We start from the raw sequence: 25,262 nt of genomic DNA on the forward strand, positions 1-25,262 counted from the left end.
CAGCGGCTGTTGTTGCGCACCGCTGTGCAATGCTGGAAATCCAGCATCTGTTGGAACACCAGGCCGCCAGGGGATCGGCCAGCCACGCCAGGAAAGGACAAGGGCAGTACTGTGCCGGTAACCTCTGCGCCCTATGGGGCAGGACGATACAGGGCCCGCCTGCGCCCGGCTGTCCTGGCAGGGATCCTGGTGCTGGTTCCGGCCCTGGCGGGCTGCACTGCCGACGGCGGGTCCTCCCCCGTAGCCACCGTCGCGTCCGTCCCCGCATCCGGGGGCACCATGCCTGATGCTCCCGCCACCAGCGCTCCGCTCGAAACCACCCAGTCCTCCAACAAAGCCCCGGTTTACTGGATCGGCCGCAGCGGCGGAAACATCTTCCTGTACCGCGAATTTCGCGACGTGCCGGAGCAGGAGAACCCCGTCACACGGGCCCTGCGGGCCATGATGTCGGAGAAGCCGCTGGACCCCGACTTCTTCACCCCGTGGCAAAACCCGGACAAACTTGCCACGTCCATTTCCGGCAAGGACGTCATCACAGTGGATGTCTCCTCCGACGCCTTCAACAGCAACCTGGACGCCGACATGGCGGCCCGCGCCATCCAGCAGCTCATCTACACGGCAACGGCTGCTGCTGCCAGTTCGGGGCTGATCGACGCGGGGCAGCAGGTCCGCGTCCGGATCCTAGTGGACGGCCACACGGACTATGTTGCGTTCGGCAAGATCCAGTTGGGGTCCCTCATGACCCGGGCTGCCGGGCTGGTGGCACCGGTCTGGATCATCGACCCCCAGGAGAACACCGAGGTGCCGGCAGGCAGCGTCAAGATCACCGGACGCAGCACCTCTCCCGGGTCCAAACTCCACTGGCAAATCCTGCAGTCGACAGACGGCGGCAGCAAGGCGCCGTTCCTGACCGGCGAAACCACGGCGGCCACGGACCCTGCCGGTGCCTTTACCCTTGCCCTCAATCTGCCCGTGGGCGACTATGAACTGAGGGTGGCCCAGGCAGGCCAGGATGGCCAACCGGACCGGAACGAGGACACCAGGTCCTTCAAAGTGCGCTAGCGGCCCATCGGCCGAGAATGTCGCTGGCCAATACGACGGCGGCCGGCCCGGCCGTGGAGGAGCGCAGGACGTGGTGCCCCAGCAGGGCAGTCACGGCACCTTTGTCGCAGAGTTTCGTCACTTCGCGCGGTCCGATCCCGCCCTCCGGCCCAACGATCAGGAGGACTTCGCGGGGACCGGCGCCCTCCCCGGAGTGCCATTGCTCAAGGACGGTCCGGAAGGGGCGGACGGCGTCTTCATGCAGGATGACGGCCAGGTCGGCCGCCTTCACCGCAGCGGATAGCCCTGATGTGTCGACGGCGGCCCGCACCTCCGGGATCCAGGCCCGCCGTGCCTGCTTGGCAGCGGCGGCAACCGAGGACTCCCACTTGGCGTGCGCCCGGGCGGCCCGTTCACCTTTCCAGCGCACAATGGATCGTTCGGACTGCCACGGTATGACGGCGTCGATCCCGAGCTCGGTGGCGGTTTCGATGGCAAGCTCGTCCCGGTCGCCCTTGGCCAGGGCCTGGACCAGCACCAGCCGGACCTCCGGCCTTTCTTCCACTGTCAGCGAACCGCACTCCACCTCCATCCCGGAGGCGGCGGCGGAGACGACCTTCCCGGCCATGCGGGCGCCGGCACCGTCGACGATGTCCACCGCCTCCCCTGGGGACAGCCGTTTGACGGTTACGGCGTGGCGGGCTTCCGCACCATCGAGCACGAAAATATGCCCAGGCAGCATCCCGGCCAGCGAACCGGGCGATGTGAAGAAGACTGGGTTGCTCACCGCTACAGGTTACCGAACCGGTCCCGCAGCTTGGCGAACATGCCGCCGCTGGCCGCCAGCTTGCCTTCGGTGATCTGCTCTCCACGCAGTTTGGCCAGTTGGCGTAGAAGGTCTTCCTGGGCGGAATCGAGTTTGGCCGGGGTATCCACCTGCAGATGGACCTTCAGGTCGCCGCGGCCGTAACCCCTCAGGTGGGTGACGCCCAGGCCGCGGAGGGTGATGATTTCACCGGACTGGGTGCCGGGCTTGACGTCGATTTCCTGGGCACCGTCGAAGGTCTCCAGGCTGACATCCGTGCCAAGGGCCGCCGCTGTCATGGGGATGTGCAGGGTGGCGTGCAGGTCGTCGCCCTCGCGTACGTAGGTGGCATCGTTGTTGACCCGGATCTCGACGTACAGGTCACCGGCGGGTCCGCCTGCGGGGCCGGCTTCGCCCTGCCCGGACAGCTGGATCCGGGTTCCGGTTGCGACTCCGGCAGGAACCTTGATGGTCAGGGAACGGCGGCTGCGGACGCGGCCCTGACCGCTGCATTCGTTGCAGGGGTCCTTGATGACCGTGCCGAAGCCTTCACAGGTGCCGCAGGGGGCTGCGGTCATGACCTGTCCCAGGATGGAGCGGACGGCCCGCTGCACCTGGCCGCTGCCGCCACAGATGTCGCAGCGTTCAGGCTGGGTGCCGGGGCGGCAGCAGGATCCGTCACAGGTGGGGCATACCACTGCGGTGTCCACCTCAAGCTTCTTGTTGACCCCGAACACGGCGTCACGGAGGTCGATGCGGACACTGATGAGCGCGTCCTGGCCGCGGCGCACGCGTGAAGCAGGTCCGGTGCTTCCGCCGGCGCCGAAGAAGGTGTCGAAGATGTCCTGGAAAGCGAACCCCTGGCCGGCATACCCACCGCCACCGAACCCGTTGTCCGTTCCGTTCTCGTTGCCGGTGGTGTCGTAGATCCTGCGTTTTTGGGGATCGGAAAGGACCTCGTAGGCGTGGGTTACGGCCTTGAAGCGTTCTGCAGCGTCCTCCCCGGGGTTCACGTCCGGGTGGAGGGTGCGGGCCAGCTTGCGGTAAGCCTTTTTGATCTCTTCGCCCGTTGCTTCGGGTGAGACTCCAAGGACGTCATAGTGGCTGCTCAAAGTTCGTGTCTCTTCCTTGTTGTACTGCGTTCAGATGGGCGCCCCGGCTTCATTGATGGGCAGCCGGAGCGGGCTCCGGCTGCAAAAAGTCAGGGCCCCAGAATCCTGGAAAGGTAACGGGCCACGGCCCTGACGGCGGCCATGGTGGTGGGGTAGTCCATCCGGGTGGGGCCCAGGATGCCTACTTTTGCGGCGCTGTCCGGGCCGTAGCCGGTGGCAACCACGGATGCTTCCGCAAGGCCGTCATACGGGTTTTCCCTGCCGATGCTAACGGCCACGCCACGGTGGTCCTGCGCCATTTCGCTCAGCAGCCGCAGCATCACCACCTGTTCCTCCAGCGCCTCGAGCACCGGACCGATACTCAGGGGGAAGTCCACATTGGACCTGGCGAGGTTGGCGGTCCCGGCCATGACCATGCGGTCTTCGCGGCTGCTCTGGGCCAGCCCCTCCAGGCCCAGGGCCAGGGCATGTGCTGCCTGGCGCTGCGGATGGGGAGTTGCCGCCACCACCGCGGGCAGCGCCTGGGCCAGGTGGCTCAAGCGCGTTCCGCCCAGGGCCCCAAGGAACCGGGTGCGCAGCGCTGCCACCGTTTCGTCACCAAGGTCCTGTCCAACGTCGATGACCCGCTGCTCCACTTTGCCGCTGTTGGCGATGAGGACCACCAGGACCTTCCGCGGGGCCAGCAGGACGAATTCGATATGCCGGACAAGTGCCCTGCTCAGGTGCGGATACTGCACCACCGCCACCTGGTTGGTCAGCTGGGACAGCAACCGGACGGTGCGGTCCAGCACGTCGTCGAGATCGTCGGCACCCTCGAGCAGGGTCTGGATGGCGCGGCGTTCAGGTGCCGAGAGGGGCTTCACCGCGGAGATCTGGTCGACGAAAAGCCGGTAGCCCTTGTCCGTGGGAATCCGGCCGGCGCTGGTGTGGGGGGCCGTAATGAGCCCCTCATCCTCCAGGGCTGCCATGTCATTGCGGATGGTGGCACTGGAAACGCCAAGGTGATGCCGCTCCACCAGGGCTTTCGACCCGACCGGCTCGCGGGAGTGGACGTAGTCCTCCACGATGGCCCGCAGTACTTCCAGTTTGCGTGGCTCGCTCACTCTCCACCTCCATTCATGGTCCGGGCACATGCCCCTACCGGTGCAACGCAAGGGTTAGCACTCGACATGCCTAAGTGCTAACAGTCTATTATGCCTTGGCCCGTTGTTAGCATTGGTACCGCTCCGGGCGAAATTCCGGACGAAGGACCTAGCGCTAGGCGGATCGATTCCATGGATTACCAGAACTGGGGGCCTCGCGGCATTTCCACTCCCAAACGGACGGAACTGCCCGAAGTGCCCGTGGAGCGGGGCATGGTGCTCGAGGAAGTGCAGTCCGGGTGGGTAGGAGCCGTCACCCGTGTGGAGAAATCCGGCGGGATGCATGTGGTGGCCCTGGAGGACCGGAGGGGAAAGTCCCGGTCATTCCGGCTTGGCTTCGGCTTCCTCCTTGAGGGCCAGCCCATCCGGCTGATGCCGCCGGCGCCGAAACCCGCTGCCGGTGGTCCGCCCTCCGGCAGGACTGCCTCGGGATCAGTACGCGTGGAAGGCCAACGCGCACAAGTGGCGAAGGCCAGCCGGATCTGGGTGGAAGGCAAGCACGACGCCGAACTGGTGGAAAAGGTCTGGGGTGACGACCTGCGCGTGGAGGGCATCGTCGTCGAACCTTTGCATGGCATCGATGACCTGGCTGCAGCCGTGGCGGACTTCAGGCCCGGTCCGGGCCGCCGGCTCGGTGTGCTGGTTGACCATCTGGTTCCCGATTCCAAGGAATCACGCATCGCGGACGCCGTTATGGCCTCCCCCGGGGCTGCCGGCAACGTGCTGATCGTGGGGCACCCCTACGTGGACGTCTGGCAGGCGATCCGGCCTGCTGTCCTGGGGATCGACAAGTGGCCCGCCGTGCCCCGGGGGCAGGACTGGAAGACGGGCATCCTCAAAGCCTTCGGGTGGCCCCACGCCACGAAGGAAGACGTCGGACTCGGGTGGCAGAAGTTGCTGGGCGCCGTCCGCACCTACGCGGACCTCGAAGCCTCGCTGCTGGGCCGCGTTGAGGAGGTCATTGACTTCCTCACCGTGCCCTGACGGGCGGCACGGCCCCGAAAGCCAGTATTCTTGGTAGTTGTCAGCACCACTTGCACCCCGAAGGAAAACGACTGTGGCAGAAAACGCACGTGATCACAGGGACGGCCAGGGCCGTTCCGAGTACCATGGCGTCCCCGCCAATGCCCTGCCGCTGACGGCCAGCGAAGACCGCCAGTGGGCAACCCTGGCCCACTTTGGGGGGATCCTGGGATGCGTGCCCTCCCTGTTGATCTACCTGATCTTCCGCGACCGCGGGCCGTTCACCGCCCAGGAGTCCAAGGAAGCCCTGAACTTCAGCCTGCCGCCCACCATCGCCGCGGTGCTGGCCAACATCCTGGTGTTCATCCCCTACGTGGGGAACATCTTCGCGGTCATCGCCACCCTGATCTGGGTTGCGCTCACGTGCTTCTCCGTGGCCGCGGGCATCCACGTCAACAAGGGCCAGCCGCACCGCTACCAGTACAACCTGCGCTGGATTAAGTAGCCGAGCCTCCCGCGGGCCACCGGCCCCGCGGGGCGGCCCGACGGGCGTGGGCCCACTCAGTCGGGCAGGATGCGGCGGACTACTGCGTCCGCCAGGAGCCGGCCTTTGAGCGTGAGGACCAGGCGCCCCTGGAAGGCAGCCGCAGGTTCCACCAGGCTGTCCGCTATAAGTCCGGCCACTTGGTGCCGTCCCGCAGGGCTAAGCGTGGAAATGTCCAGCCCTGACTGCAGGCGCGCCTCCAGCATCACCTTCTCCAGGTTCCGGGTTTCAGCGTCCAGGGTTTCCCGGCCGGCGGCCGGTGAGAGCCCCTGTGAAAGCCTGTTTGCATACGCGGACGGGTGCTTGACGTTCCACCAGCGCACTCCGCCCATGTGCGAGTGGGCGCCTGGGCCGATCCCCCACCAGTCGTCACCGCGCCAGTACGCCAGGTTGTGACGGCACGCATGCTCCGGACTCCGCGCCCAGTTGCTGACCTCGTACCAGCCGAGCCCGGCTGCGGTGATGAGCTGGTCGGCGAGCTCGTACTTGTCGGCGTGGTCGTCGTCGTCAATTCCCGGGACCTCGCCGCGGCGCATCTGCGCTGCCAGCTTGGTGCCGTCCTCGACAATCAGGGCGTAGGCGCTGATGTGGTCCGGTCGGTAGGACAGGGCCGTTTCCAGGGAGTGCCGCCAGTCGTCGAGTGACTCCCCCGGCGTCCCGTAGATCAGGTCCAGGCTGACATCAAGTCCGGCTTCGCGCGCCCACTGCACCACCTGGGGTACACGGCTGGGGGTGTGGGTCCGGTCCAGGACCTTGAGCACATGCGGAACAGCTGACTGCATCCCGAACGAGACCCTGGTGAAGCCCGCCTCCTTCAGGATGGCGAGGGATTCGGGCGTGACCGAATCGGGGTTGGCCTCGGTGGTGACTTCGGCGCCGTCCTCGATCCCCCACTGGCCGATGGCAGCGCGAAGGATCCGGGCAAGGTCGCCGGCCGGCAGCAGAGTGGGCGTGCCGCCCCCGAAAAAGACCGTGCTGAGCTTCCGCTCCGGCACTCCGGAACGTGCCAGCACCTTGGCTGCCAAGGCCACTTCCGATACCGCGGTCTGCGCGTACGCATCCTGTGACGCGCCGCCGCCCAGTTCCGTGGCGGTGTAGGTGTTGAAGTCGCAGTAGCCGCAGCGCACGGCGCAGAACGGGATGTGGACGTACAGGCCGAAGGCCCGGGCCGCCGCACCGTCCGCAGCCTGGGCAGGCAGCAGACCGTCCGACGGCGCCGGGTCGCCGAGGGGAAGCACGCTGGGCATCAGCGCGTTCCCCGCTGTGCGGTGGTCACTTCTTCTTGGCCTTGTCCTTTGATTCGTCGGTGGTGAGGGCGGCGATGAAGGCTTCCTGCGGCACCTCGACGGTACCCACCATCTTCATGCGCTTCTTGCCTTCTTTTTGCTTCTCCAGCAGCTTGCGCTTACGCGAGATGTCACCGCCGTAGCACTTGGCCAGCACATCCTTGCGGATGGCCCGGATGCTTTCGCGGGCGATGATCCTGGAACCAATGGCCGCCTGGATGGGCACCTCGAACTGCTGCCGCGGGATGAGTTCGCGGAGCTTGCCGGTCATCATCACACCGTAGGCGTAGGCCTTGTCCCGGTGCGTGATGGCACTGAAGGCATCCACCTGTTCACCCTGGAGCATGATGTCGACCTTCACAAGGTCGGCAACCTGCTCACCGTCGGCCTTCCAGTCCAGGGAGCCGTAGCCCCGGGTCTTCGACTTGAGGATGTCGAAGAAGTCGAACACGATTTCCGCCAGTGGCAGGCGGTAGCGGATTTCCACCCGGTCCTCGGAAAGGTAGTCCATGCCGTTCATGACGCCGCGGCGTGACTGGCACAGTTCCATGATGGCGCCCACGAACTCGTTGGGGGCCAGGATGGTGGCGGAGACCATGGGCTCGCGTACCTCGGCGATCTTCCCGGTGGGGTACTCGCTGGGGTTGGTCACGCGGACCACCTTCTTGTCCTCCAACGTCACCTCGTACTCCACGTTCGGCGCGGTGGAGATGAGGTCCAGGTTGTATTCGCGCTCCAAGCGCTCGCGGGTGATCTCCAGGTGCAGGAGACCCAGGAACCCCACCCGGAACCCGAAGCCCAGCGCAGCCGAGGTCTCCGGCTCATACACCAGGGCCGCGTCATTGAGCATGAGCTTCTCGAGGGCGTCGCGAAGTACCGGGTAGTCGGCACCGTCCAGCGGGTAAAGGCCGGAGAACACCATGGGCTTGGCATCGGCGTAGCCGGGGAGCGACTCGGCTGCGGGCTTGGCCAGATTAGTGACAGTGTCACCAACCTTGGACTGCCGGACGTCCTTTACGCCGGTGATCAGGTAGCCCACTTCCCCGACGCCGAGACCCTTGGAGGGCGTAGGTTCCGGCGAGCTGACGCCGATTTCCAGGAGTTCGTGCGAAGCCTTGGTGGACATCATCTGGATGCGTTCACGCGGGTGGAGCATGCCGTCCACCACGCGCACATACGTCACCACGCCGCGGTAGGTGTCGTAGACCGAGTCGAAAATCATGGCACGGGCCGGCGCATCGGGGTCGCCCTTCGGTGCCGGCAGGTCGCGGACGATCTTGTCCAGGAGGGCTTCGACGCCGATTCCGGTCTTGCCGGAGACCCGCAGGACATCCTCGGGGTCGCCGCCGATCAGGCTGGCCAGCTCTGCCGCGTACTTCTCGGGCTGCGCCGCCGGCAGGTCGATCTTGTTCAGCACCGGGATGATGGCAAGGTTGTTTTCCATGGCCAGGTACAGGTTCGCGAGCGTCTGGGCCTCGATACCCTGGGCTGCGTCCACCAGCAGGATGGCGCCCTCGCACGCGGCAAGCGAACGGGACACCTCATAGGTGAAGTCCACGTGCCCCGGGGTGTCGATCATGTTCAGCGCATAACTGACGCCGTCCACCTCCCACGGCATGCGGACCGCCTGGGATTTGATGGTGATGCCGCGCTCGCGCTCGATGTCCATCCGGTCCAGGTACTGGGCCTTCATGTCGCGCGCCTGGACCACCCCGGTGGACTGCAGCATGCGGTCAGCCAGGGTGGACTTGCCGTGGTCAATATGCGCGATGATGCAAAAGTTCCGAATAATTGCCGGATCTGTCGCGGCGGGCACCGGTGCGGTGCGGGCCATGGGAGACACGCAGGGTCCTTACTGTTGGCTTTTCTGCAGCCATCCGCCAGGCACACAAAAAGCGCCCGCGGGCCAGCCGCACATCTTCAACGTCCAGTGTCCCACGTCCGGGACGCCGCCACCGCATCGCTGCCGGAGCTTATTCGGGGTTCGGGTGGACAGCCGCCTAGGCTTTCGGGATGGCCCTGAATCTCCGTTCCCTTCAAAAGGCAGTGCGCCGCGGTCTGCGGATGCTCCAGAGCAGGCAGTCCGCGCCCCCGGCCCCTGCCAGCGCCCGCCGTCCACCGGCAGGAACCCGCCGCACAACAGGTGGGCCCGAAGGTGCCGGCTACCCCGGCGACTACCAGGGCCGTGCCACGGTCCGGTACGCGCCGCAGCCTGACGGGGATCCGGACCCCGGCGAAGTTGTGTGGGCCTGGGTTCCCTACGAGGAGGACCATGCCAGGGGGAAGGACCGGCCGGTCCTGCTGGTGGGGCACAACGGCCCCTACCTGCTGGCATTGATGATGACCAGCAGGGACAGGATCCCGGCCGGAACCACTTCGGACGGGTATGTGGACCTTGGCGCCGGCGGCTGGGACAAGGCGGGCAGGGCCAGCGAGGTGCGGCTGGACCGCGTCCTGCAGATCCGTCCGGACAGCATCCGGCGGGAAGGGGCGGTGCTGGACAGTACGCGGTTCGAAAAGGTGGCGGCCGGGCTGCGCCGGAGACACGGCTGGTCCTGACCCGTGTAAATGGCCAGTCCCGCCACTGACCTGCTATTCTTTATTGCTGTGTGTCCGTGCAGGTCGACGGTCACTGATGGTTGGCCGCCATAGGTATCCCCACGCCGCTCAGTCAAGGCCAGCCTGAAAGCCCTCTAGACCATTTCCGCATTACAAAGAGAGTTCACACGTGGCGAATATCAAGTCCCAGAAGAAGCGCATCCTGACCAACGAGAAGGCTCGCCTGCGCAACAACGCAGTCAAGTCTGAGCTGAAGACTGCCATCCGCGCCGTCAACACCGCCGTTGAGTCCGCTGACAAGGAAGCTGCTACTACTGCGCTCGTTTCTGCCAGCCGTAAGTTGGACAAGGCTGTCAGCAAGGGTGTTCTGCACAAGAACAACGCAGCGAACCGCAAGTCGGCGATCTCCAAGAAGGTCAACGCACTCTAAGGTTTCCAGTTCCCACGAACTGATGGTCTGGCCGGTACCCTTGGGTACCGGCCAGACGCCTTTTAAGCCCTGATATGCACCGCCCCGGACTCCGCGGCAACCCACCCCGTCGGGCGGCTTGGCCCATCCGGCGCTGCTACCGGCCCTGGACAGACATGGCGATCACGGTCACGGCATGTTCGACGGCGTAGACGGGGTCCCGGGACAAGCCTTTAACCTGGGCGTCCGCCTCGGCAGTTGCCTGGATCGAGCGCACCAGCCCATCCGGCGTCCAGCGGCGGACGTCACGCTGCGCCTGCTCCACCAGCCAGGGCTGCATTCCGAGTTCCGCGGCGATCTGCGCGGACGACCCGGAGGCACCGGCCACACGGGCCACGGTGCGCAGTTTCGCTGCCAGGGCGGCAACCAGTGGCACGGGGTCAGCACCGGTGGCAAGCGCGTGGCGCAGCGTTGACAGTGCCAGGGGCGCGTTGCCGGCCATTGCTGCGTCGGCAACTTTGAACGCCGTGGCCTCGATCCGCCCGCCGTAGTACTTGTCCACGGTCTCGGTGGTAACGGTGCTGCCCGCGTCCGCAATCAGTTGCGCGCAGGCAGCAGCAAGTTCGGACAGGTCTGCCCCTACGGCGTTCACCAGCGCCTGGATGGCGTCCTGGTTGATGCGGCGCCCGGCTTCCTTGAACTCAGCACTAACGAACTGCACCTTGTCCGAATCCTTCTTCAGCGGCTGGCAGTCGATCACCGGCCAACCGCTTCTCCTGACGGCGTCGAGGAGCTTCTTGCCGCGGTTGCCACCGGCATGCCGGAGCACAACGACGGCGTCCTGCTCCGGGTGCTGCAGGTAGGTGAGCGCATCTGCCAGGAACGCGTCGTTCATTCCCTCCACGGCCTCCACCTCGATGAGTTTGCTTTCACCGAAGAGCGACGGACTCACCTGCATGGCCAGGGCTCCGGGTTCATAACCGGCAGCGTTCATCCGGCTCAGTTCGACGTCCGGCGCGGCGGCCCTGACCCGGGACCGGATGCTGTCCATGGCCCGGATCCCCAGGTATTCCTCGGGGCCGGTGACCAGCACGATGGAGGCCGGGGCCGCGTCCCGCCAGGATGCTGCATTCGATGCCGGGGAGCGGGTTGCTCGCTTTTGCACAGCGGCCATCGACGGTCCCTTCCGGAGGTTTTATTGCAATATCCCAGCCTGCCACGTCTGCGCCCGCCGTCCAAGCCGTGCATCCCGGCAAGCCGTTGCAGCCGCAGTTCCACCAGCTCTATCAGCGCCATGGTGACCGTGTGGGCCTCCGTTACCTTGTGGAGGAGGCGGGCGGGCCCTGTGGCCATCCATACAGCGGCAAGTGTCACCAAGGACATCAGCACCATGGAGACCAGCCCGGGAACCCCTTCGGGCCAGGGAAGAGCGGAGCCGGGCAGGTGTGCGGCGAACCTGGCTATGGCAGCGACGCCGGCACTGAACAGTCCGGCCACGGCGATCAGTGCCGCTGCTGCCCAGGGCAGCAGGCCTACCAGGGGCACGGCCACCGTGCCGAGGAGGGTCACGGGCGCCACCAGGGGCGAGGCAACCACATTGGCCGGCAGGGAATACGTTGCGAATTGCGGCTGCAGGAGGATGATGACGGGGCCGCACAGCAGCTGGGCGGACAACGGGACCGCCACGGCTGCTGCCATCCACCGTGGCACGGGCGCCGGGATCCAGCCGACGAACCTGCTCCCCAGAAGGATGATCCCCAAGGTGGCCAGGACGGACAGCAGGAATCCGTAACTTGAGCCCAGCGCGGGATCGGTCAGCAGCAGGGCGATGACAGCCAGGCACAGGAAGCTCAGCCCGCGTCCAGAGCGGCCGCCGGCGAGGGAGGCGACACCGATGGCACCCATCAGTGCTGCGCGCAGGACACTGGCATCGGGTCCCACCAGGACCACGAAGAGGGCCAGGCCCGTGAGGGCGCAGGCGGCAGCGGCAACCCGTGGCAGCCGGAACCGCCTGCACAGCACCAGCAGCGCCCCCAGGACCAGGCTGCAGTTGGCCCCGCTTACGGCTGTCAGGTGCGTCATTCCGACCGCCTTCATCGCGTTGCCCAGCCCCTCATCAAGGGCGCTGGTGTCACCGGTGACCATTCCCGGGAGGAGCCCGCGGGCGTCCGGCGCAAGAAAGGCCGACGCTGAGACGAACCGCGCGCGCAGGTCCCGCGCTCCCGCTTCAAGCAGGGCACCGCCCGTGGCCTTGCCCGGTGCGGCCGAGGCGGCCAGTTTCCCTGCCGCCTGCTCCCCGGGTTCTGCCTGCCGGAGTTTGCCGGTCGCCCGCAGTGTCTGCCCGGGCACCACGTCACCCCATGCGTCCCCGCCCATGACCACCAGCCGGGCCCGGGTGCGCACCAGGACACCGCCAGTGCTTACTTCCCGCGTCCACACCGGCACCGCCCACCGCGCGTCCATGCCTCCTGGACCGGAGACCGTCCGCGGGTTTCCGGCCACCTCGACCACGGCAACGGCTGATTTGCCGGCCGCAATGGCGTCGGCGAGGGGCCCGTCGAAGCGCTGGATGGCGGACGTAGCGGAATGGGCCGCGGCAGCAGCGGCCAGCATCAGGGAAAGGCCCAGGGCAGCGACGGCACTCCGTCCCCTGGCGTTGCGGGTGAAGTTTGTTGGACGGCTGACGACGGCATGAACCTTCCGTCCCTGTGACGCCCTGGCGGCCCGGGCAAGGATCAGTCCGCCGGTTCCGGCCAGGGCACAGCACAGGGCAGCCAGGCCGAAGGGCGGCAGCCACAATCCGGCAACTGATGCGGCCCATACCAGGGCTGCGGGCAGTGCGAGGCGGAGGTCCGCCCGCCGGCGGGGTGCGGCCGAATCGGGTCCGGTGCCGTTCTGAGCCACGGCACTGGACGTTATCCGTTCGCGAAGACGGCCAATACCCAGCGCCCATGCCGTCCGGAGCAGTCCGAGGCTGGAAGATCCCGGGGACCCTGGTGCTGGTCGGCGGGCCCGCGCGGACGGGTGTGGTGCTGTTGCTTGGACCCTGCCGCTTCGCCCCGCTTGCAGGGGCCATTCCCGCGCCGGTATCAGTGGCCCTGACGGCCCGGGCGCCTGCCGTTCCGCGCCGCCGCGGACAGCGGACTCAATGTATCGGCTCCAGCGGCTTCCCTTTCCCGACCGGCCACTCCAGCCGGCTGCAGGACCCACCTGCCCGGCCCTCCTGGTTCCCCCCTCCGGTTCCACTGCCACGGCGGCCGCCCTACACCGTCACCAAGGGAAGGAGGGCCTCAAGCATCTTCGGGCCGACCCCATCCACGGCGTCCAGCTCATCCACTGTCTTGAATGGGCCATGTTCCTTGCGCCAGTCCACGATCCGCTCGGCCAGCACGGGGCCCACTCTTGGCAGCGTACCCAGCTCCGCCGCATCAGCGGTGTTGAGGTTGACCTTTCCTCCTGTCCCGGCGCCACCGGCATCGGAAGCCCCGGGTGCGTCGGCCAGGGCCTCGCCCCGCTGCGGAACATAGATCTTCTGGCCGTCCTCCACAACGAGGGCAAGGTTGAGCCGGTCGGCATCCGCGTCCCCTGTTGCACCACCGGCAGCAGCAATGGCGTCACCCACACGGTTGCCCTGCGGGAGGCGGATGACACCGGGCTGGGCTACGGCCCCGGCCACATGAACTACCACCATCGCCTCGGCGGTTGGGGCGCCCTGCCGCTGGCCAGGGTCCCCGGCAGTTCCTGCGGCACCGACGGATGCGAAGCCGGTGGCCGCCGGCGCAGCGGCGGCCCCAATACCGCTCAAGGGCACCACCTCCGGGGTGGCTGCGCCTGCCTGCCACCAGAACCAGGCACCTGCCACTACGCCCAGCACGGCCAGCACCACGGCAACGCGCTGCCCTATCCGCCACCGTACGGAAGACACGCCACCGGCGACGGTTCCGGAACCAGCGCCGACTTCACCGGCCACCGCTTCATCCGGACCCCGGTATTCGAAACCGCCGGGGTCGGATCCGTTTTGAAGGAGCCCCGGAGGGGACTCCCCCAGTGCCGCCTGCAGCCGTTCCCTCGCATGGCGCGCCCGCTGACCTGCTGCTGCAGTATCCCGGCGTGACATGGTTCAACCCTAGGAACCACTTCCAGGCACCGGCACCCGCTGACAGCCCTATGTGGAAACGTGGCTGTCGGAGCCAAACGGGGAGCCGACCTACTACGCCCGGTCGAACTGCCCCCAACGAGCACAGAAAAGCCCCGGACCGCGGTCCGGGGCCTTTGACGACTGCTATCGGTCGATAGTGACGCTGAGATCCAAATGGATATCAGCCGTCGCGAGCCGGTCCTCCAGGAACCGGGCGAGGTCCGCATCGGTCGTCGTGTGGACGCCCTGTGGGACGGCGCCTCGGAAGACGGCCTGCGTACCGGTTGACCTGAGCACATCAAGGGGCGCCCAGTGAAGGTGTCCGGCGCTCAGCCGTTCGACGTCGGTGCGGAAAGTGCGGCGGTGGCCGTCACGGGCTGAAGCGCGCATGGTGAAGGGAATGAAAGCTGTGGGCAAGAGGGTCCTTTCGAAGAGGCAGCCAGCGGTCGGCGGCCCCACTTAAAGACAAGCCTCTGCAAAGCTTCCTTATTCCCATCCTACTCCGGGAGTACTTCCAGCCCGGCACATGCCAGGGCTTATGTGGGAGAGTGCGGGGCGCCGCCGGACCCGTTGCCCACCCTGCCCACGATGACCGCAAGGACGCCCAGCCCCGCGTGGGCGGCCAGGACCGCCGGAAGGGAGCTGATCTGGGCAGGGGGACACCCGGGAAGGGCCGCTTCCAGCCTTGCTGCGAGGCTCTTCGCCTCTTCAGGGTTGCCGAAGTGATGCACCGCCAGGCACACGGATTCGCCAGGGCGCGCCGCGGCCTCGGCCACCACAATCTCTTCAAGCCGCGCTACTGCCCTGGCGGTCGAACGGACCTTCTCGAGCGGAACGATCCTGCCGCCGTCAACGGCGAGAATCGGTTTGATGGCAAGCATGGTGCCCAGAAGCGACGCCGCGGCACCGATCCGTCCTCCGCGCCGCAGCTGCTCCAGGCTGGGCACGTAGAAGTAGACCTTGGTGCGTGACGCCTGCGCCATGGCCGCCGCGGCAACTGCTGCACCGTCGGCACCTGCTGCGGCAGCCTCGACGGCGGCCTGCACCGCCATTCCTTGCGCCATTCCGACAGTCCGGGTGTCTACCACGTCCACCGGAATACCCACCCTGGTTGCGGCGAGCCGGGCAGCGTCTGCCGTGCCAGACAGCTCACCGGAGATGTGGACCGAAACGATCCCCTCAAATCCCCGTTGCTGGGCAGCGCGGTAAGCCTGCTCGAACTGGCCCGGCGAAGGCCTGGACGTTTTGACCGGGGTCCCTGCGGCGAGGGCTACAGCGATGGTCTCCAGGATGTCATCTTCGCCTTCCCCGTAAATCTCCGCGCCCACCATGACCGGCATGGGCGTTACGGTCAGGATGCCGTCCCGCGACAGTCCGCTGGAATAGTCCGCCGGCAGCGCAGCGGCCGAGTCGGTAACGACGGCGGTGCGCACCACGGCGCTTCCGCCACGCCGGCCCCCCGGCCGCCCGGCCGGACGAAGGCCCGACAACCGGGCACGGACCCACGGCCAGGCGGCGGCGTTACTCTCTGGCAATGGGCCTCCTGGAGACGGTGTCCGGCTCAGTCAGCACCGGCCGCCGGAGAACCTCCGACGGCCGGTACCTGCTGCGGCTGCGGCTAGGCCGGGACGATGTTGACCAGCTTAGGGGCACGGACGATCACAGTCCGGATGCCACGGCCGTCAAGGGCGCGCTGGACGTTCTCCGATGCCAGGGCGAGCTCCCGCAGCTGGTCCTCGGAGACCTCCGGGGATACCTCCAGGCGGTCACGGACCTTGCCCTGTACCTGGACAACAGCGGTGACGGTCGCCTGGACCAGCAGGGCGGGATCATGGGCAGGCCAACCTGCACTTGCCACGGACGCCGGGTGGCCGAGCAGGTTCCACATGTCCTCGGCGGTGTACGGCGCGAACAGGCTGAGGATCACGGCAACGGCCTCAGCGGCTTCGCGGACCGCCGGGTCCGCTGCACCGGCACCGGTGTCGATGGCCTTGCGGGTGGCGTTGACCAGCTCCATCAGCTTGGCCACCACCACATTGAACTTGTTGGCATCCAGCAGTTCGGCGGCGTCGGCGATGGTGCGGTGCGTGACCGAACGCAGCGCGCGGTCGCCGGCGGCGAAGTCAACGCCCGCCGCACTGGTGACATCCTGGGCCAGGCGCCAGGCACGCGCCAGGAACTTGGCGGAACCGGACGGCGAGACGTCGGCCCAGTCCACGTCATCCTCGGGCGGGGACGCGAACACCATGGTGAGCCGGACCGCGTCCACGCCGTACTTGTCCAGTTGCTCGCCGAGGTCAACGCCATTGCCCAGGGACTTGCTCATGGCCTTGCCGCCGTTGAGCACCTGGCCCTGGTTGAGGAGTGCGCTGAAGGGTTCGTCAGCATCGATCATGCCCAGGTCGTGGATGACCTTGGTGAAGAAGCGCGCGTACAGGAGGTGGAGGATGGCGTGCTCCACTCCGCCCACATACTGGCCCACCGGCATCCAGTCGTTGATCTTCTGCGGATCGAACGGCCCTTCGGTGTAATGCGGCGAAACGAAACGCAGGAAGTACCAGGAGGAGTCAACGAACGTGTCCATGGTGTCGGTGTCCCGCTTGGCGGGGCCGTGGCAGGTGGGGCATTCCACGTTGACCCACGACTCGGCCGCGGCCAGCGGCGAGGTACCCTTGGGCGCCAGGTCCTCACCACGGAGATCCGAGGGCAGAGTGACCGGCAGCTGCTCGTCCGGGACGGGAACTTCCCCGCAGGACGGGCAGTGGATGATGGGGATGGGCGTGCCCCAGAAGCGCTGGCGGCTCAGCAGCCAGTCGCGGAGCCGGAAGTTCACGAACTTCTCGCCGGTACCCTGCCGCTCCAGCATGGCGATGGCGGCGGGGATGGCCTCTGCCTTGGGCATGCCGTTCAGCTCACCCGAGTTAATCAGGGTCCCCTCCCCCGCCGTGGCAGTGCCGGAAACTGCGGGGTCCTCCTCGCCGGTGTCCAGGACCGCACGCACCGGCAGGTCGAAGGTGCGGGCGAAGTCGAGGTCGCGCTGGTCGTGCGCTGGAACGGCCATGATCGCACCGGTACCGTAGTCTGCCAGGACGTAGTCGGCGGCCCAGACAGGCAGCTTCTCCCCGTTCAGGGGGTTGACGGCGTAGCGGCCGGTGAAGACGCCGGTTTTTTCACGCTCGGTGGACTGGCGTTCGATTTCGGACAGCGCCTTGACCCGTTCGCGGTAGTCGTCCAGGGCTGCGGCGTGCTCGTCCGTGACGAGTTCGACGGCGAGTGGCGCGTCGGCCGCGACCACGAAGAAAGTAGCACCGTACAGGGTGTCCGGCCGGGTAGTGAAGACCGTCACCTCTTTGGCGGCCTTGCCGCCGTCGGCCTCCACCACGAACTTAACGTGGGCACCCTCGGACCGGCCGATCCAGTTCTTCTGCATGGCCAGGACCCGCTCTGGCCAGTGGCCGCGCAGTTCCTCCATGTCATCCAGCAGGCGGTCGGCGTAATCGGTGATCTTGAAGTACCACTGGTTCAGGGACTTCTTGGTGACCGTGGTGCCGCAGCGCTCGCAGGCGCCGTTGACAACCTGCTCGTTGGCCAGGACCGTCTGGTCCTTGGGGCACCAGTTAACCGGGGAGTTCTTCCGGTACGCCAGGCCGCGCTCGTAGAAGCGCTTGAACAGCCACTGGGTCCAGCGGTAGTACTCGGGATCGGAGGTGTGCAGGCGGCGGGACCAGTCCGCGGAGATGGCGTACCGCTTGAAGGACGCTGCCTGGGTGTCGATGTTGGCGTAGGTCCACTCGCTGGGGTGGGCGTTGCGCTTGATAGCCGCGTTTTCCGCGGGCAGGCCGAAAGAGTCCCAGCCGATCGGGTGCAGAACGTCGTAGCCCTGCTGGCGCAGGTATCGGGCCACCACATCACCCATGGCGAATGCTTCGGCGTGGCCCATGTGCAGGTCACCCGAAGGGTACGGGAACATGTCCAGCACGTAGCGTCGCTCCCGGGACCCGTCATCCACCGGGGTGAAGACCTTGAGGTCCTCCCACACCCGCGGCCATTTGGCCTCCATGGCGGTGAAACTGTAGGTGCCCTCTTCAGGCTCCGCCGACACTGTTGTTGCTGTTCCGGTCTCTGTCTCCGGCTGAACGCCCACTGCTGCCCTCTTCTGTTCTGTTACGGCATCTGTGCTGCCATAACGGCCTGATCCCCCTGCTGCCGGCCCGGCGCATAGCCCCGGACACACAAAAGCCCCTCACCATGGAGGGGCTGCCGCTCAGCTGTCCGGTATTCGGAAGCCGGCGGCTAACTAAGCAGAAGGATCGCACGCATATGAATACTTTAGCGCACGCTGCGCCACGGATGACGTGCCTGGAGTCTGTGCAGGCTTTGTTTGGGCTGTTGGCCGGACACCAGGTCCCCGCCTGTTTTTGGCGGGCGGGGACCTGGGGGCACCCTTTCCCGGGCCGGCCAGGGGTTTTCACCACCGGCAGCCCGAGGACGTGGGAGCTCGATGCCGGGAGCCAATGAGCAGGCTCCCGGACGCATCAGGAGTAGGCGAGGCTCAGCATCAGCGATTTGAGCCGGGCGTACTGTTCGGTGCCCATCCATGCCTGGGCTGATTCCCTGCTCGTGAAAGTCGCCTGCGGAGGGGGGCTAAAGATCACGGCGGCCTGTGAAGCGCCGTTGCCCATAGTCAGCAACGGGCAACCCGACGAGGTCTCGCCCTCCGCGGAGTACCGGGGGTGGCTCAGCGTCATGCTGTACCAGTCCTGGCCGCGGGTGGTCTCGACCGTGAAGACAAAGAGCGGCACGGTTCCCTCCACATCCCGCATGGCGGGCACCGCCGCCTTGTCCAGGACGGTGCGGTAAGTGGGACCGGACGTGCAGCCAACGCCGTCAGCCCCACTGGAAACGCGGAACAGATCATCGCCGGCGCCGTCGGAAACAACGGCTTCGGCGGGTTGCAGGCCCGGGCCGTCCCGCCCCGGGCCACGCTGGATCCTCACGGACCAGTCTTCCGGGTAGGAGAAGGAAATGTGCCCGTCCGGAAAGGCAAAAGTTTTCAGCAGCGCCGGCGCCTCCGGCTCCGCGGTCGTAGCCGGTACTTCAGGAGAGGGTGCGGTGGTGATCACCGCAGAGGGAGCGATGGAGCCGGCCAGGGACGGCTCAGCACTGGTTTGTAACGTCGAAGCCGGCGGCGCTGTCATCGCTGCTGGTCCGTTTCCCTCTTGGGTTCCGCAAGCCGAGAGCGCCATGCTTGCGAACAGAAGGTACACGGTGGCTGCGGTCCTGCTGATCAAGCGTCTTGATTCCATGCCTGTTTTATCCCCCAAAGTAAGACTGTCGTCCGGCTGATGCCGGCCCGTCTCTAAAGTTTCCGGCACCGGCGCAGAGGTTACAGACAGCCGGAAGTCCTGCCGCCACGGGATATGCCCAGGCGGCCGGCAAAGATGGGGGCGGGACTACTTCACGTCCTCGTCCACCCAGTCCATGGACTTGGTGACGGCCTTCTTCCAGAGCCGCAGCTGCCGGTCCCGTTCGGCTTGGTCCATCTGCGGTTCCCAGCGCTTGTCCTCGGACCAGTTGGCCGAGCACTCGCCGAGGTCCTTCCAGAAGCCAACTGCAAGGCCAGCCGCGTAAGCGGCCCCCAGCGCGGTGGTTTCAATGACCTTGGGCCGGATGACCGGGACGCCGAGGATGTCCGCCTGGAACTGCATGAGCGCATCGTTGGCGACCATGCCGCCGTCGACCTTCAGTTCGGTGAGCGGAACGCCGGAGTCCGCGTTGACGGCGTCGAGCACCTCGCGGGTCTGGAAGGCGGTGGCCTCCAGGGCGGCGCGGGCAATGTGGTTCTTGTTGACGAAGCGGGTCAGGCCCACAATCGCGCCGCGGGCGTCGGAGCGCCAGTAAGGAGCAAACAGGCCGGAGAAGGCCGGGACGATGTAGACGCCGCCGTTGTCCTTGACTGAAGCGGCAAGGGTTTCCACCTCGGCGGCGCTGCTGATCATGCCAAGGTTGTCACGCAGCCACTGGACCAGCGAGCCGGTGACGGCGATGGAGCCCTCCAGCGCGTAGTGCGGCTTGGCGTCGCCCAGCTTGTAGCCCACGGTAGTGAGCAGACCGTTCTTCGAGTGGACGATTTCCTCGCCCGTGTTGAAGATCAGGAAGCAGCCGGTGCCGTACGTGTTCTTGGCTTCGCCCGCTTCGAACGCGGCCTGGCCGAACGTGGCAGCCTGCTGGTCGCCCAGGATGCCCGCCACCGGCGTCTCGCGGAGCAGCTGCGAGCCGTGGACTTCCCCGTAAACCTCGGAGGAGGACTTGATTTCCGGCATCATGCTGCGCGGGACACCGAAGATGCCGAGGATTTTGTCGTCCCACTGAAGCGTTTCGAGGTCCATGAACAGGGTCCGGGAGGCGTTGGTGACGTCCGTGACATGGACGCCGCCTTCCACGCCGCCGGTCAGGTTCCACAGGACCCAGGCGTCGGTGTTGCCGAAGACCAGGTCCCCGGCTTCAGCTTTTTCCCGGGCGCCGTCGACGTTGTCAAGGATCCATTTGATCTTGGTGCCGGAGAAGTACGTGGCCAGCGGCAGGCCCACCTTCTGTTTGAAGCGGTCCGCGCCGCCGTCCCTGGCCAGTTCGTCCACGATGTTCTGGGTGCGGGTGTCCTGCCACACGATCGCGTTGTAGACCGGCTTCCCCGTGGTCTTGTCCCACACCACTGCGGTTTCGCGCTGGTTGGTGATGCCGACGCTGGCAATATCGTGCCGCGTCAGGTTCGCCTTTGAGAGGGCCGAACCGATGACCTCGCGGGTGTTGTTCCAGATTTCAGTTGCATCGTGTTCCACCCAGCCTGGCTGGGGAAAGATCTGCTCGTGCTCCATTTGTCCGGAGGAGACAATGGCGCCGCTGTGGTCGAAGATGATGGCGCGCGTGCTGGTGGTGCCCTGATCGATGGCGACTACGTACTGGTTCATTGTGACGTCCTTGTCTTGTTGGTTCTCAAGAGGGTCCGGGTCAGGCAGCAGCCGTGACGATGATGTGAACATTGCCGTCGTCGGACCGCCGATGGCAACAGCGGTCCGACGACGAGCAGCGCCACGGCGAGGGGGCCAAGGCCTGAGGGCGTGCCGATGAAGGTGAGGATTGCCAGCACCAGCGCGAAAGTGCCGATGCCTTCAGGTGCACACCCGACTTGGCGGCGACAAAAACACCCGCGAATCCGGCGATTCCCCACCCCCCTGTGGCCACCAGGAAGCCGCCGTTGCTACCTTTTGTCCCCCTCAAAGCCACGTTGGCAACGACGCCGCAACCCAACAGTGTAAGCATGCACGTGCCAAAAACTTCGGAGAGGAAGACTATTCCTAGAGACATCTTCGACTCCTTCTTTTTTAGTTGTCGGTCCCCCGCGGGTGAAGGGCCCTTGGGCCGGGGCACTGGGGCGCCCCGGCCGGCCGCGTGGCCTTAGGAAACCAGGCTGTGCGTCTCCACGCGGTGGAAACGCTGCAGCACGCCCTGGGCGTGCTTGATCTCAGCGGCGCGGGCTGCCGCGTCCCATTTCAGGGGGACGGACAGCACCTCCGCCACTTCATTGAGAAGTTCACCGGTCACCAGCCCCCGGAACGCCAGGGAGGTACGCCGGATGAAGACATCCACCAAGTGTCCCACCTGCTCGTTTGCCGCCATGAACTCCAGCTCCCGGACGCTGAGCTCCCGGGTTGACCGCAGCGGCTGGTCGGGTTCTGCGTCGAGGTATTCGATGACCGCTTCGGCGCGGGTACCGTAGCGCGTCAGCAGACCTGCGGTACGGTCCGCGTCCCGGCCGGCAGCCATATGCGCCTTGATCCACTTCTGCTCTCCCGCTTCATCCGCAGGGAAGCCGGCACCGCCGCCGATGGGAAGCTGGGCTGTTGACACCTTGCGCTGTACGCCGAGTTCGTTGAGGACGTCATTGGTCAGGTGCTCTCCGAGGGCACGGAACGTGGTCCATTTGCCGCCCACGAGGCTGAGCACGACGGCGCCGCTCCCCTTGTCCCCGGAAGCCCGCCGTTCGATGCGGTAGTCGCGGGAGACGAAGCCCGGCTGGGTGGCATCATGGCTCGGCAGGGGGCGCACACCGGAGAAGGTGTAGACGATGTCGTCGGCGGTGACGTCGATCGAAGGAAAGACATGGCCGATCAGGTCAAAGAAGTACTGGATTTCCCCGTCCGTGCAGACGGCGTCCTCTGACATGTCCGCGTCAACGTCGGTGGTGCCCACCAGGACCCGGTCCCCCATGGGGTAGATGAGGACAATCCGGCCGTCCGTGTGCTCGAAGAAGATTTCGCGTCCGCGGCAGGCGGCAAGGAGGCCGGGGTGGTCCAGCACTATGTGCGATCCCTTGGTGCCACCCATGAAGGACGATGCAGCACCCATCGCCTCGTTGGTGAGGTCCACCCACGCCCCAGTGGTGTTCACGATGATGTCCGCCGTGAAGTCGAATTCTTCCCCGGTGAGTTCGTCGCGGAGGCGGATGGTGCCTCCCTTGCCGGTCCCCGGGTTGGGTGCGGATGACATCGACTGCAGGGAAAGGTAGTTGCTGGCCCGAGCCGTGTCCCCCTGTCCGCTGGTACGGGCAAAACCTGCACGGCCGGCCTTCTCACCGTCCTGCAGGACGTCCAGGGTCAGACGCTCCGGGTTATGGACGGACGCATCAAAGTAGGTGGCGGTGTATTTCACGTCCGGACGAAGGGCGGGCAGCTCTTCAAGGGCTGCCTTGTGCGTGCGGAACTGGTGCCGCGGCACCGTACCGCCATCGCGGGAAAAAGAGTCATAAAGGCTGAGGCCGGCCTTGATAAGGAATGCTCCCCGCTCCTTGGGCTTGCCCTGCTGCTTGTGGGTCAGGAAGCGCAGCGGTGCGGACAGGATCCCGGAAAAGGTACTGAAGATGGGAATGGTTGTCTGCAGGGGCTTGACGTAGTGCGGTGCGATCCTCAGCAGCCGGTTCCGTTCGACGACCGATTCGCGGACCAGGCGGAATTCACCGTTTTCGAGGTACCGGATACCGCCATGGATCATGTGCGAGGACGCGCCGCTTGCACCCTGGCAGTAGTCACCGCGCTCCACCAGGGCGACATCCACGCCCTGCAGCGCAAGGTCGCGGAATGTTCCCACACCATTAATGCCGCCGCCCACCACCAGTACTTTGGCGTGCGGACGGCGGCGCAGGTTGTGGACTGATTGGCGTTCCACCCCATGCCGGGGCGCAGCAACAGACGGTTGAGCAGATGAATCCTTGGGTCCCAAAACAACTCCCTTGGGGCTTTGTGTTATGCGGCCGCCGCTGGATGGCGCCGCCGTTCTGCTCTATTCTTCGGAGAAATGGAAAATGGCGTCAAGGACTATGCACGAATGTGCAGAACGGACGTGCGATGGCACTTTCGCGGGATCAAGAAGCGCTGCGAGCTGCACAAATGTACTACCTGCAGGACCTGACGATGGACGCCATCGCACGTGAACTGCGCACCTCCCGGTCCACAGTTTCACGGCTCCTGTCCTCCGCCAGGGAGTCCGGCCTGGTGCAGATCCAGATCCGCAACCCCCTGGACACCGGTCCGGAACTGGAGGGCATAATCCGGCACCGGTACGACCTGGACGTGCACGTAGTCCCCATCCTGGGCATCCTCAACGAAGCGGAAACACTTGACCGGGTGGCCATGCAGGCGGCCCGCACCATCGGGCCGCTGGTGGATTCCAATGCCATCATCGGCGTGGCCTGGGGCTCAACTCTCAGCGCGGTGAGCCGGCATCTCACCAGGAAAATCACGCACGACAGCGTCATTGTCCAGCTCAACGGCGCCGGCAACATGCACACCACCGGCATCACCTATGCAAGCGACATCATGCGGAGGTTCGGCAGCGCCTACGGGGCGCGGGTGGAACAGTTCCCCGTCCCGGCCTTCTTCGACCACGCGGCCACCAAGACCGCAATGTGGAACGAGCGCAGCGTCCAGCGCGTCCTGGAACTGCAGGCAAAGATGAGCATCGCCATCTTCGGCGTGGGTTCAGTGCACGCCGACTATCCCAGCCACGTGTACGCCGGAGGTTACCTTGACGAGGAGGACCTGAACGCGCTGGCCAAGTCGGACGTGGTGGGAGACGTTGCCACCGTATTCTTCCGCGGTGACGGCTCCTCCGACGGGATTGTCCTGAACGAACGCTCCACCGGCCCGTCGCTGGCCCAACTCCGCCAGGTCCGCCGCAGGATCTGCGTGGTGTCAGGGGTTTCCAAGATCAACGGCCTCCGCGGAGCCCTCGCGGCCAGGCTCGCCACCGACCTGATTCTTGACGAAGCCACCGCACGACGGCTGGTCGATTACGAGGGACTGACCAGCTGAAGTGGGTAGAGTCGTTGCCATGAGAACCTCACCCCGGCTCAGCCTCAACAACGGCGTGCTGATAGACCAGCTCGGCTTCGGGCTGTACAAGGTGCCGGCAGCTGACGCGGAAGAGCTGGTGGCCACCGCAATCGCCGCGGGCTACCGCCACTTTGACACCGCCGCGATGTACGGAAACGAAACCGGCGTGGCCCGCGGCGTCAGCTCCCAGCTGGATGCAGGGACCGGCAGTGGCGGCTCCGGCGAGCTGTTCCCGTCCCTGACCCGTGAAGACATTTTTGTCACCACGAAGGTGTGGAATGACCATCACGGCTACGACGCCACCCTGCAGGCCTTTGATGATTCCATGGTCAACCTGGGCCTCGACTATGTGGACATGTACCTGATCCACTGGCCCTGCCCGCGCCGGGGACTGTTCCCCGAGACCTACCGGGCCCTCGAAACCCTGTACCGGGAAGGCAGGGTACGGGCGATTGGGGTCAGCAACTTCCAGCCGGCGCACCTTGACCGCCTGCTCCAGACCGCCGAGGTGGTCCCCGCCGTCAACCAGATCGAACTGCACCCATGGCTGCAGCAGGACGAACTCCGTCATAAGCACGCCGAACTGGGGATCCGCACCGAAGCGTGGAGTCCGCTGGGCCGCGGCCAGGTGCTCTCCGATCCCGTCATCCAGGCCTGCGCCACGGAGCACCACCGCACCCCGGCGCAGGTGATCCTCCGCTGGCACATGCAACTGGGAAACATCGCCATTCCCAAGGCCAGCTCTGAGGCCCGCATCCGGGAAAACCTGGACGTTTTCAGTTTCGAGCTCTCCGAACGCGACCTGGTGGCCATCAGGGCTCTGGACCGCGGACAGCGGACCGGTTCACATCCGGACAACGTCAATTAGGCCGCGC

The 25,262-nt window shown here is 66.1% G+C and carries 21 protein-coding genes and 1 pseudogene; 7 read left to right on the forward strand and 15 right to left on the reverse strand.

The window, feature by feature from the left end; translation table 11 throughout:
- Positions 1–111: 111 nt before the first annotated feature.
- A complete protein-coding gene (locus VXJ37_RS08165) occupies positions 112–1,062 on the forward strand; it encodes a GerMN domain-containing protein (protein ID WP_331322548.1) in 951 nt (316 codons plus the stop codon).
- Here the strand turns inward: VXJ37_RS08165 and VXJ37_RS08170 are convergent.
- The 3 genes from VXJ37_RS08170 to hrcA form a co-directional block, all read right to left on the reverse strand.
- Positions 1,049–1,828 carry a 16S rRNA (uracil(1498)-N(3))-methyltransferase gene (locus VXJ37_RS08170; protein WP_331322549.1) on the reverse strand — a complete coding sequence of 260 codons (780 nt, stop codon included), beginning with the start codon at positions 1,826–1,828 and terminating at the stop codon, positions 1,049–1,051. The two genes, VXJ37_RS08165 and VXJ37_RS08170, sit on opposite strands and share 14 nt — an antisense overlap.
- Positions 1,829–1,830: 2 nt before the next feature.
- Entirely contained in the window at positions 1,831–2,958 is a 1,128-nt protein-coding gene (dnaJ, locus tag VXJ37_RS08175; protein WP_331322550.1) for a molecular chaperone DnaJ, read from the reverse strand.
- An 89-nt stretch (positions 2,959–3,047) separates the two neighbouring features.
- On the reverse strand, positions 3,048–4,061 hold the full coding sequence (gene hrcA, locus VXJ37_RS08180) for a heat-inducible transcriptional repressor HrcA (RefSeq protein WP_331322551.1): 1,014 nt from the start codon (positions 4,059–4,061) through the stop codon (positions 3,048–3,050).
- Positions 4,062–4,232: 171 nt separating this feature from the next.
- Between hrcA and VXJ37_RS08185 the strand changes: the two genes are divergently transcribed.
- Complete coding sequence (locus VXJ37_RS08185; protein WP_331322552.1) at positions 4,233–5,084, forward strand: DUF3097 domain-containing protein; 852 nt, start codon at positions 4,233–4,235, stop codon at positions 5,082–5,084.
- Positions 5,085–5,157: 73 nt separating this feature from the next.
- A complete protein-coding gene (locus VXJ37_RS08190; RefSeq protein ID WP_141941485.1) occupies positions 5,158–5,568 on the forward strand; it encodes a DUF4870 domain-containing protein in 411 nt (136 codons plus the stop codon).
- 56 nt (positions 5,569–5,624) lie between these two features.
- On the opposite strand, the gene hemW is transcribed toward VXJ37_RS08190, so the two are convergent.
- Both hemW and lepA read right to left on the reverse strand, forming a co-directional pair.
- A complete protein-coding gene (gene hemW / locus VXJ37_RS08195; protein ID WP_331322553.1) occupies positions 5,625–6,854 on the reverse strand; it encodes a radical SAM family heme chaperone HemW in 1,230 nt (409 codons plus the stop codon).
- A gap of 25 nt (positions 6,855–6,879) precedes the next feature.
- The gene (gene lepA / locus VXJ37_RS08200; protein WP_331322554.1) at positions 6,880–8,736 is read right to left on the reverse strand and encodes a translation elongation factor 4; all 1,857 of its coding nucleotides are present in this window, start codon (positions 8,734–8,736) and stop codon (positions 6,880–6,882) included.
- Between the two features lie 170 nt (positions 8,737–8,906).
- Between lepA and VXJ37_RS08205 the strand changes: the two genes are divergently transcribed.
- Positions 8,907–9,452: a type II toxin-antitoxin system PemK/MazF family toxin gene (locus VXJ37_RS08205; protein WP_331322555.1), complete on the forward strand. Its 546-nt coding sequence runs from the start codon at positions 8,907–8,909 to the stop codon at positions 9,450–9,452.
- Positions 9,453–9,621: 169 nt separating this feature from the next.
- Complete coding sequence (gene rpsT / locus VXJ37_RS08210; protein ID WP_018761400.1) at positions 9,622–9,882, forward strand: 30S ribosomal protein S20; 261 nt, start codon at positions 9,622–9,624, stop codon at positions 9,880–9,882.
- 136 nt (positions 9,883–10,018) lie between these two features.
- Here the strand turns inward: rpsT and holA are convergent, their stop codons facing one another.
- The 10 genes and pseudogenes from holA to VXJ37_RS08260 form a co-directional block, all read right to left on the reverse strand.
- Entirely contained in the window at positions 10,019–10,912 is an 894-nt protein-coding gene (gene holA / locus VXJ37_RS08215) for a DNA polymerase III subunit delta (protein WP_331322556.1), read from the reverse strand.
- A complete protein-coding gene (locus tag VXJ37_RS08220; RefSeq protein WP_331322557.1) occupies positions 10,861–12,765 on the reverse strand; it encodes a ComEC/Rec2 family competence protein in 1,905 nt (634 codons plus the stop codon). Before VXJ37_RS08220 ends, holA begins: the two co-directional genes overlap by 52 nt.
- 358 nt (positions 12,766–13,123) lie before the next feature.
- The gene (locus tag VXJ37_RS08225; protein ID WP_331322558.1) at positions 13,124–13,978 is read right to left on the reverse strand and encodes a ComEA family DNA-binding protein; all 855 of its coding nucleotides are present in this window, start codon (positions 13,976–13,978) and stop codon (positions 13,124–13,126) included.
- 165 nt (positions 13,979–14,143) lie between these two features.
- Complete coding sequence (locus VXJ37_RS08230) at positions 14,144–14,416, reverse strand: hypothetical protein (protein WP_331322560.1); 273 nt, start codon at positions 14,414–14,416, stop codon at positions 14,144–14,146.
- A 119-nt stretch (positions 14,417–14,535) separates the two neighbouring features.
- Positions 14,536–15,534 carry a DegV family protein gene (locus tag VXJ37_RS08235; RefSeq protein ID WP_331322561.1) on the reverse strand — a complete coding sequence of 333 codons (999 nt, stop codon included), beginning with the start codon at positions 15,532–15,534 and terminating at the stop codon, positions 14,536–14,538.
- An 83-nt stretch (positions 15,535–15,617) separates the two neighbouring features.
- Complete coding sequence (leuS, locus tag VXJ37_RS08240) at positions 15,618–18,143, reverse strand: leucine--tRNA ligase (RefSeq protein ID WP_331322562.1); 2,526 nt, start codon at positions 18,141–18,143, stop codon at positions 15,618–15,620.
- A gap of 391 nt (positions 18,144–18,534) precedes the next feature.
- Positions 18,535–19,305: a hypothetical protein gene (locus tag VXJ37_RS08245; RefSeq protein ID WP_331322564.1), complete on the reverse strand. Its 771-nt coding sequence runs from the start codon at positions 19,303–19,305 to the stop codon at positions 18,535–18,537.
- Positions 19,306–19,452: 147 nt separating this feature from the next.
- Entirely contained in the window at positions 19,453–20,967 is a 1,515-nt protein-coding gene (gene glpK / locus VXJ37_RS08250) for a glycerol kinase GlpK (protein ID WP_331322751.1), read from the reverse strand.
- 78 nt (positions 20,968–21,045) lie between these two features.
- A pseudogene (locus VXJ37_RS08255) lies at positions 21,046–21,364 on the reverse strand (hypothetical protein); the annotation flags it as partial.
- Between the two features lie 90 nt (positions 21,365–21,454).
- On the reverse strand, positions 21,455–23,275 hold the full coding sequence (locus VXJ37_RS08260; protein WP_440589785.1) for a glycerol-3-phosphate dehydrogenase/oxidase: 1,821 nt from the start codon (positions 23,273–23,275) through the stop codon (positions 21,455–21,457).
- Positions 23,276–23,400: 125 nt separating this feature from the next.
- Here VXJ37_RS08260 and VXJ37_RS08265 point away from each other — a divergent pair, with 125 nt between their 5' ends.
- Both VXJ37_RS08265 and VXJ37_RS08270 read left to right on the forward strand, forming a co-directional pair.
- A complete protein-coding gene (locus tag VXJ37_RS08265; RefSeq protein ID WP_331322566.1) occupies positions 23,401–24,366 on the forward strand; it encodes a sugar-binding transcriptional regulator in 966 nt (321 codons plus the stop codon).
- A gap of 19 nt (positions 24,367–24,385) precedes the next feature.
- A complete protein-coding gene (locus VXJ37_RS08270; RefSeq protein WP_331322567.1) occupies positions 24,386–25,255 on the forward strand; it encodes an aldo/keto reductase in 870 nt (289 codons plus the stop codon).
- Positions 25,256–25,262 lie beyond the last annotated feature (7 nt).

The organism is Pseudarthrobacter phenanthrenivorans (genome assembly GCF_036455295.1).
GTDB lineage: Bacteria > Actinomycetota > Actinomycetes > Actinomycetales > Micrococcaceae > Arthrobacter > Arthrobacter phenanthrenivorans_C.

Coding starts and splice junctions, on each gene's coding strand:
- VXJ37_RS08245 (WP_331322564.1), bottom strand. CDS start 19,305: ATGGAATCAAGACGCTTGATCAGCAGGACCGCAGCCACCGTGTACCTT.
- holA (WP_331322556.1), bottom strand. CDS start 10,912: ATGGACAGCATCCGGTCCCGGGTCAGGGCCGCCGCGCCGGACGTCGAA.
- VXJ37_RS08185 (WP_331322552.1), top strand. CDS start 4,233: ATGGATTACCAGAACTGGGGGCCTCGCGGCATTTCCACTCCCAAACGG.
- VXJ37_RS08225 (WP_331322558.1), bottom strand. CDS start 13,978: ATGTCACGCCGGGATACTGCAGCAGCAGGTCAGCGGGCGCGCCATGCG.
- VXJ37_RS08270 (WP_331322567.1), top strand. CDS start 24,386: ATGAGAACCTCACCCCGGCTCAGCCTCAACAACGGCGTGCTGATAGAC.
- glpK (WP_331322751.1), bottom strand. CDS start 20,967: ATGAACCAGTACGTAGTCGCCATCGATCAGGGCACCACCAGCACGCGC.
- VXJ37_RS08205 (WP_331322555.1), top strand. CDS start 8,907: ATGGCCCTGAATCTCCGTTCCCTTCAAAAGGCAGTGCGCCGCGGTCTG.
- hemW (WP_331322553.1), bottom strand. CDS start 6,854: ATGCCCAGCGTGCTTCCCCTCGGCGACCCGGCGCCGTCGGACGGTCTG.
- VXJ37_RS08265 (WP_331322566.1), top strand. CDS start 23,401: ATGGCACTTTCGCGGGATCAAGAAGCGCTGCGAGCTGCACAAATGTAC.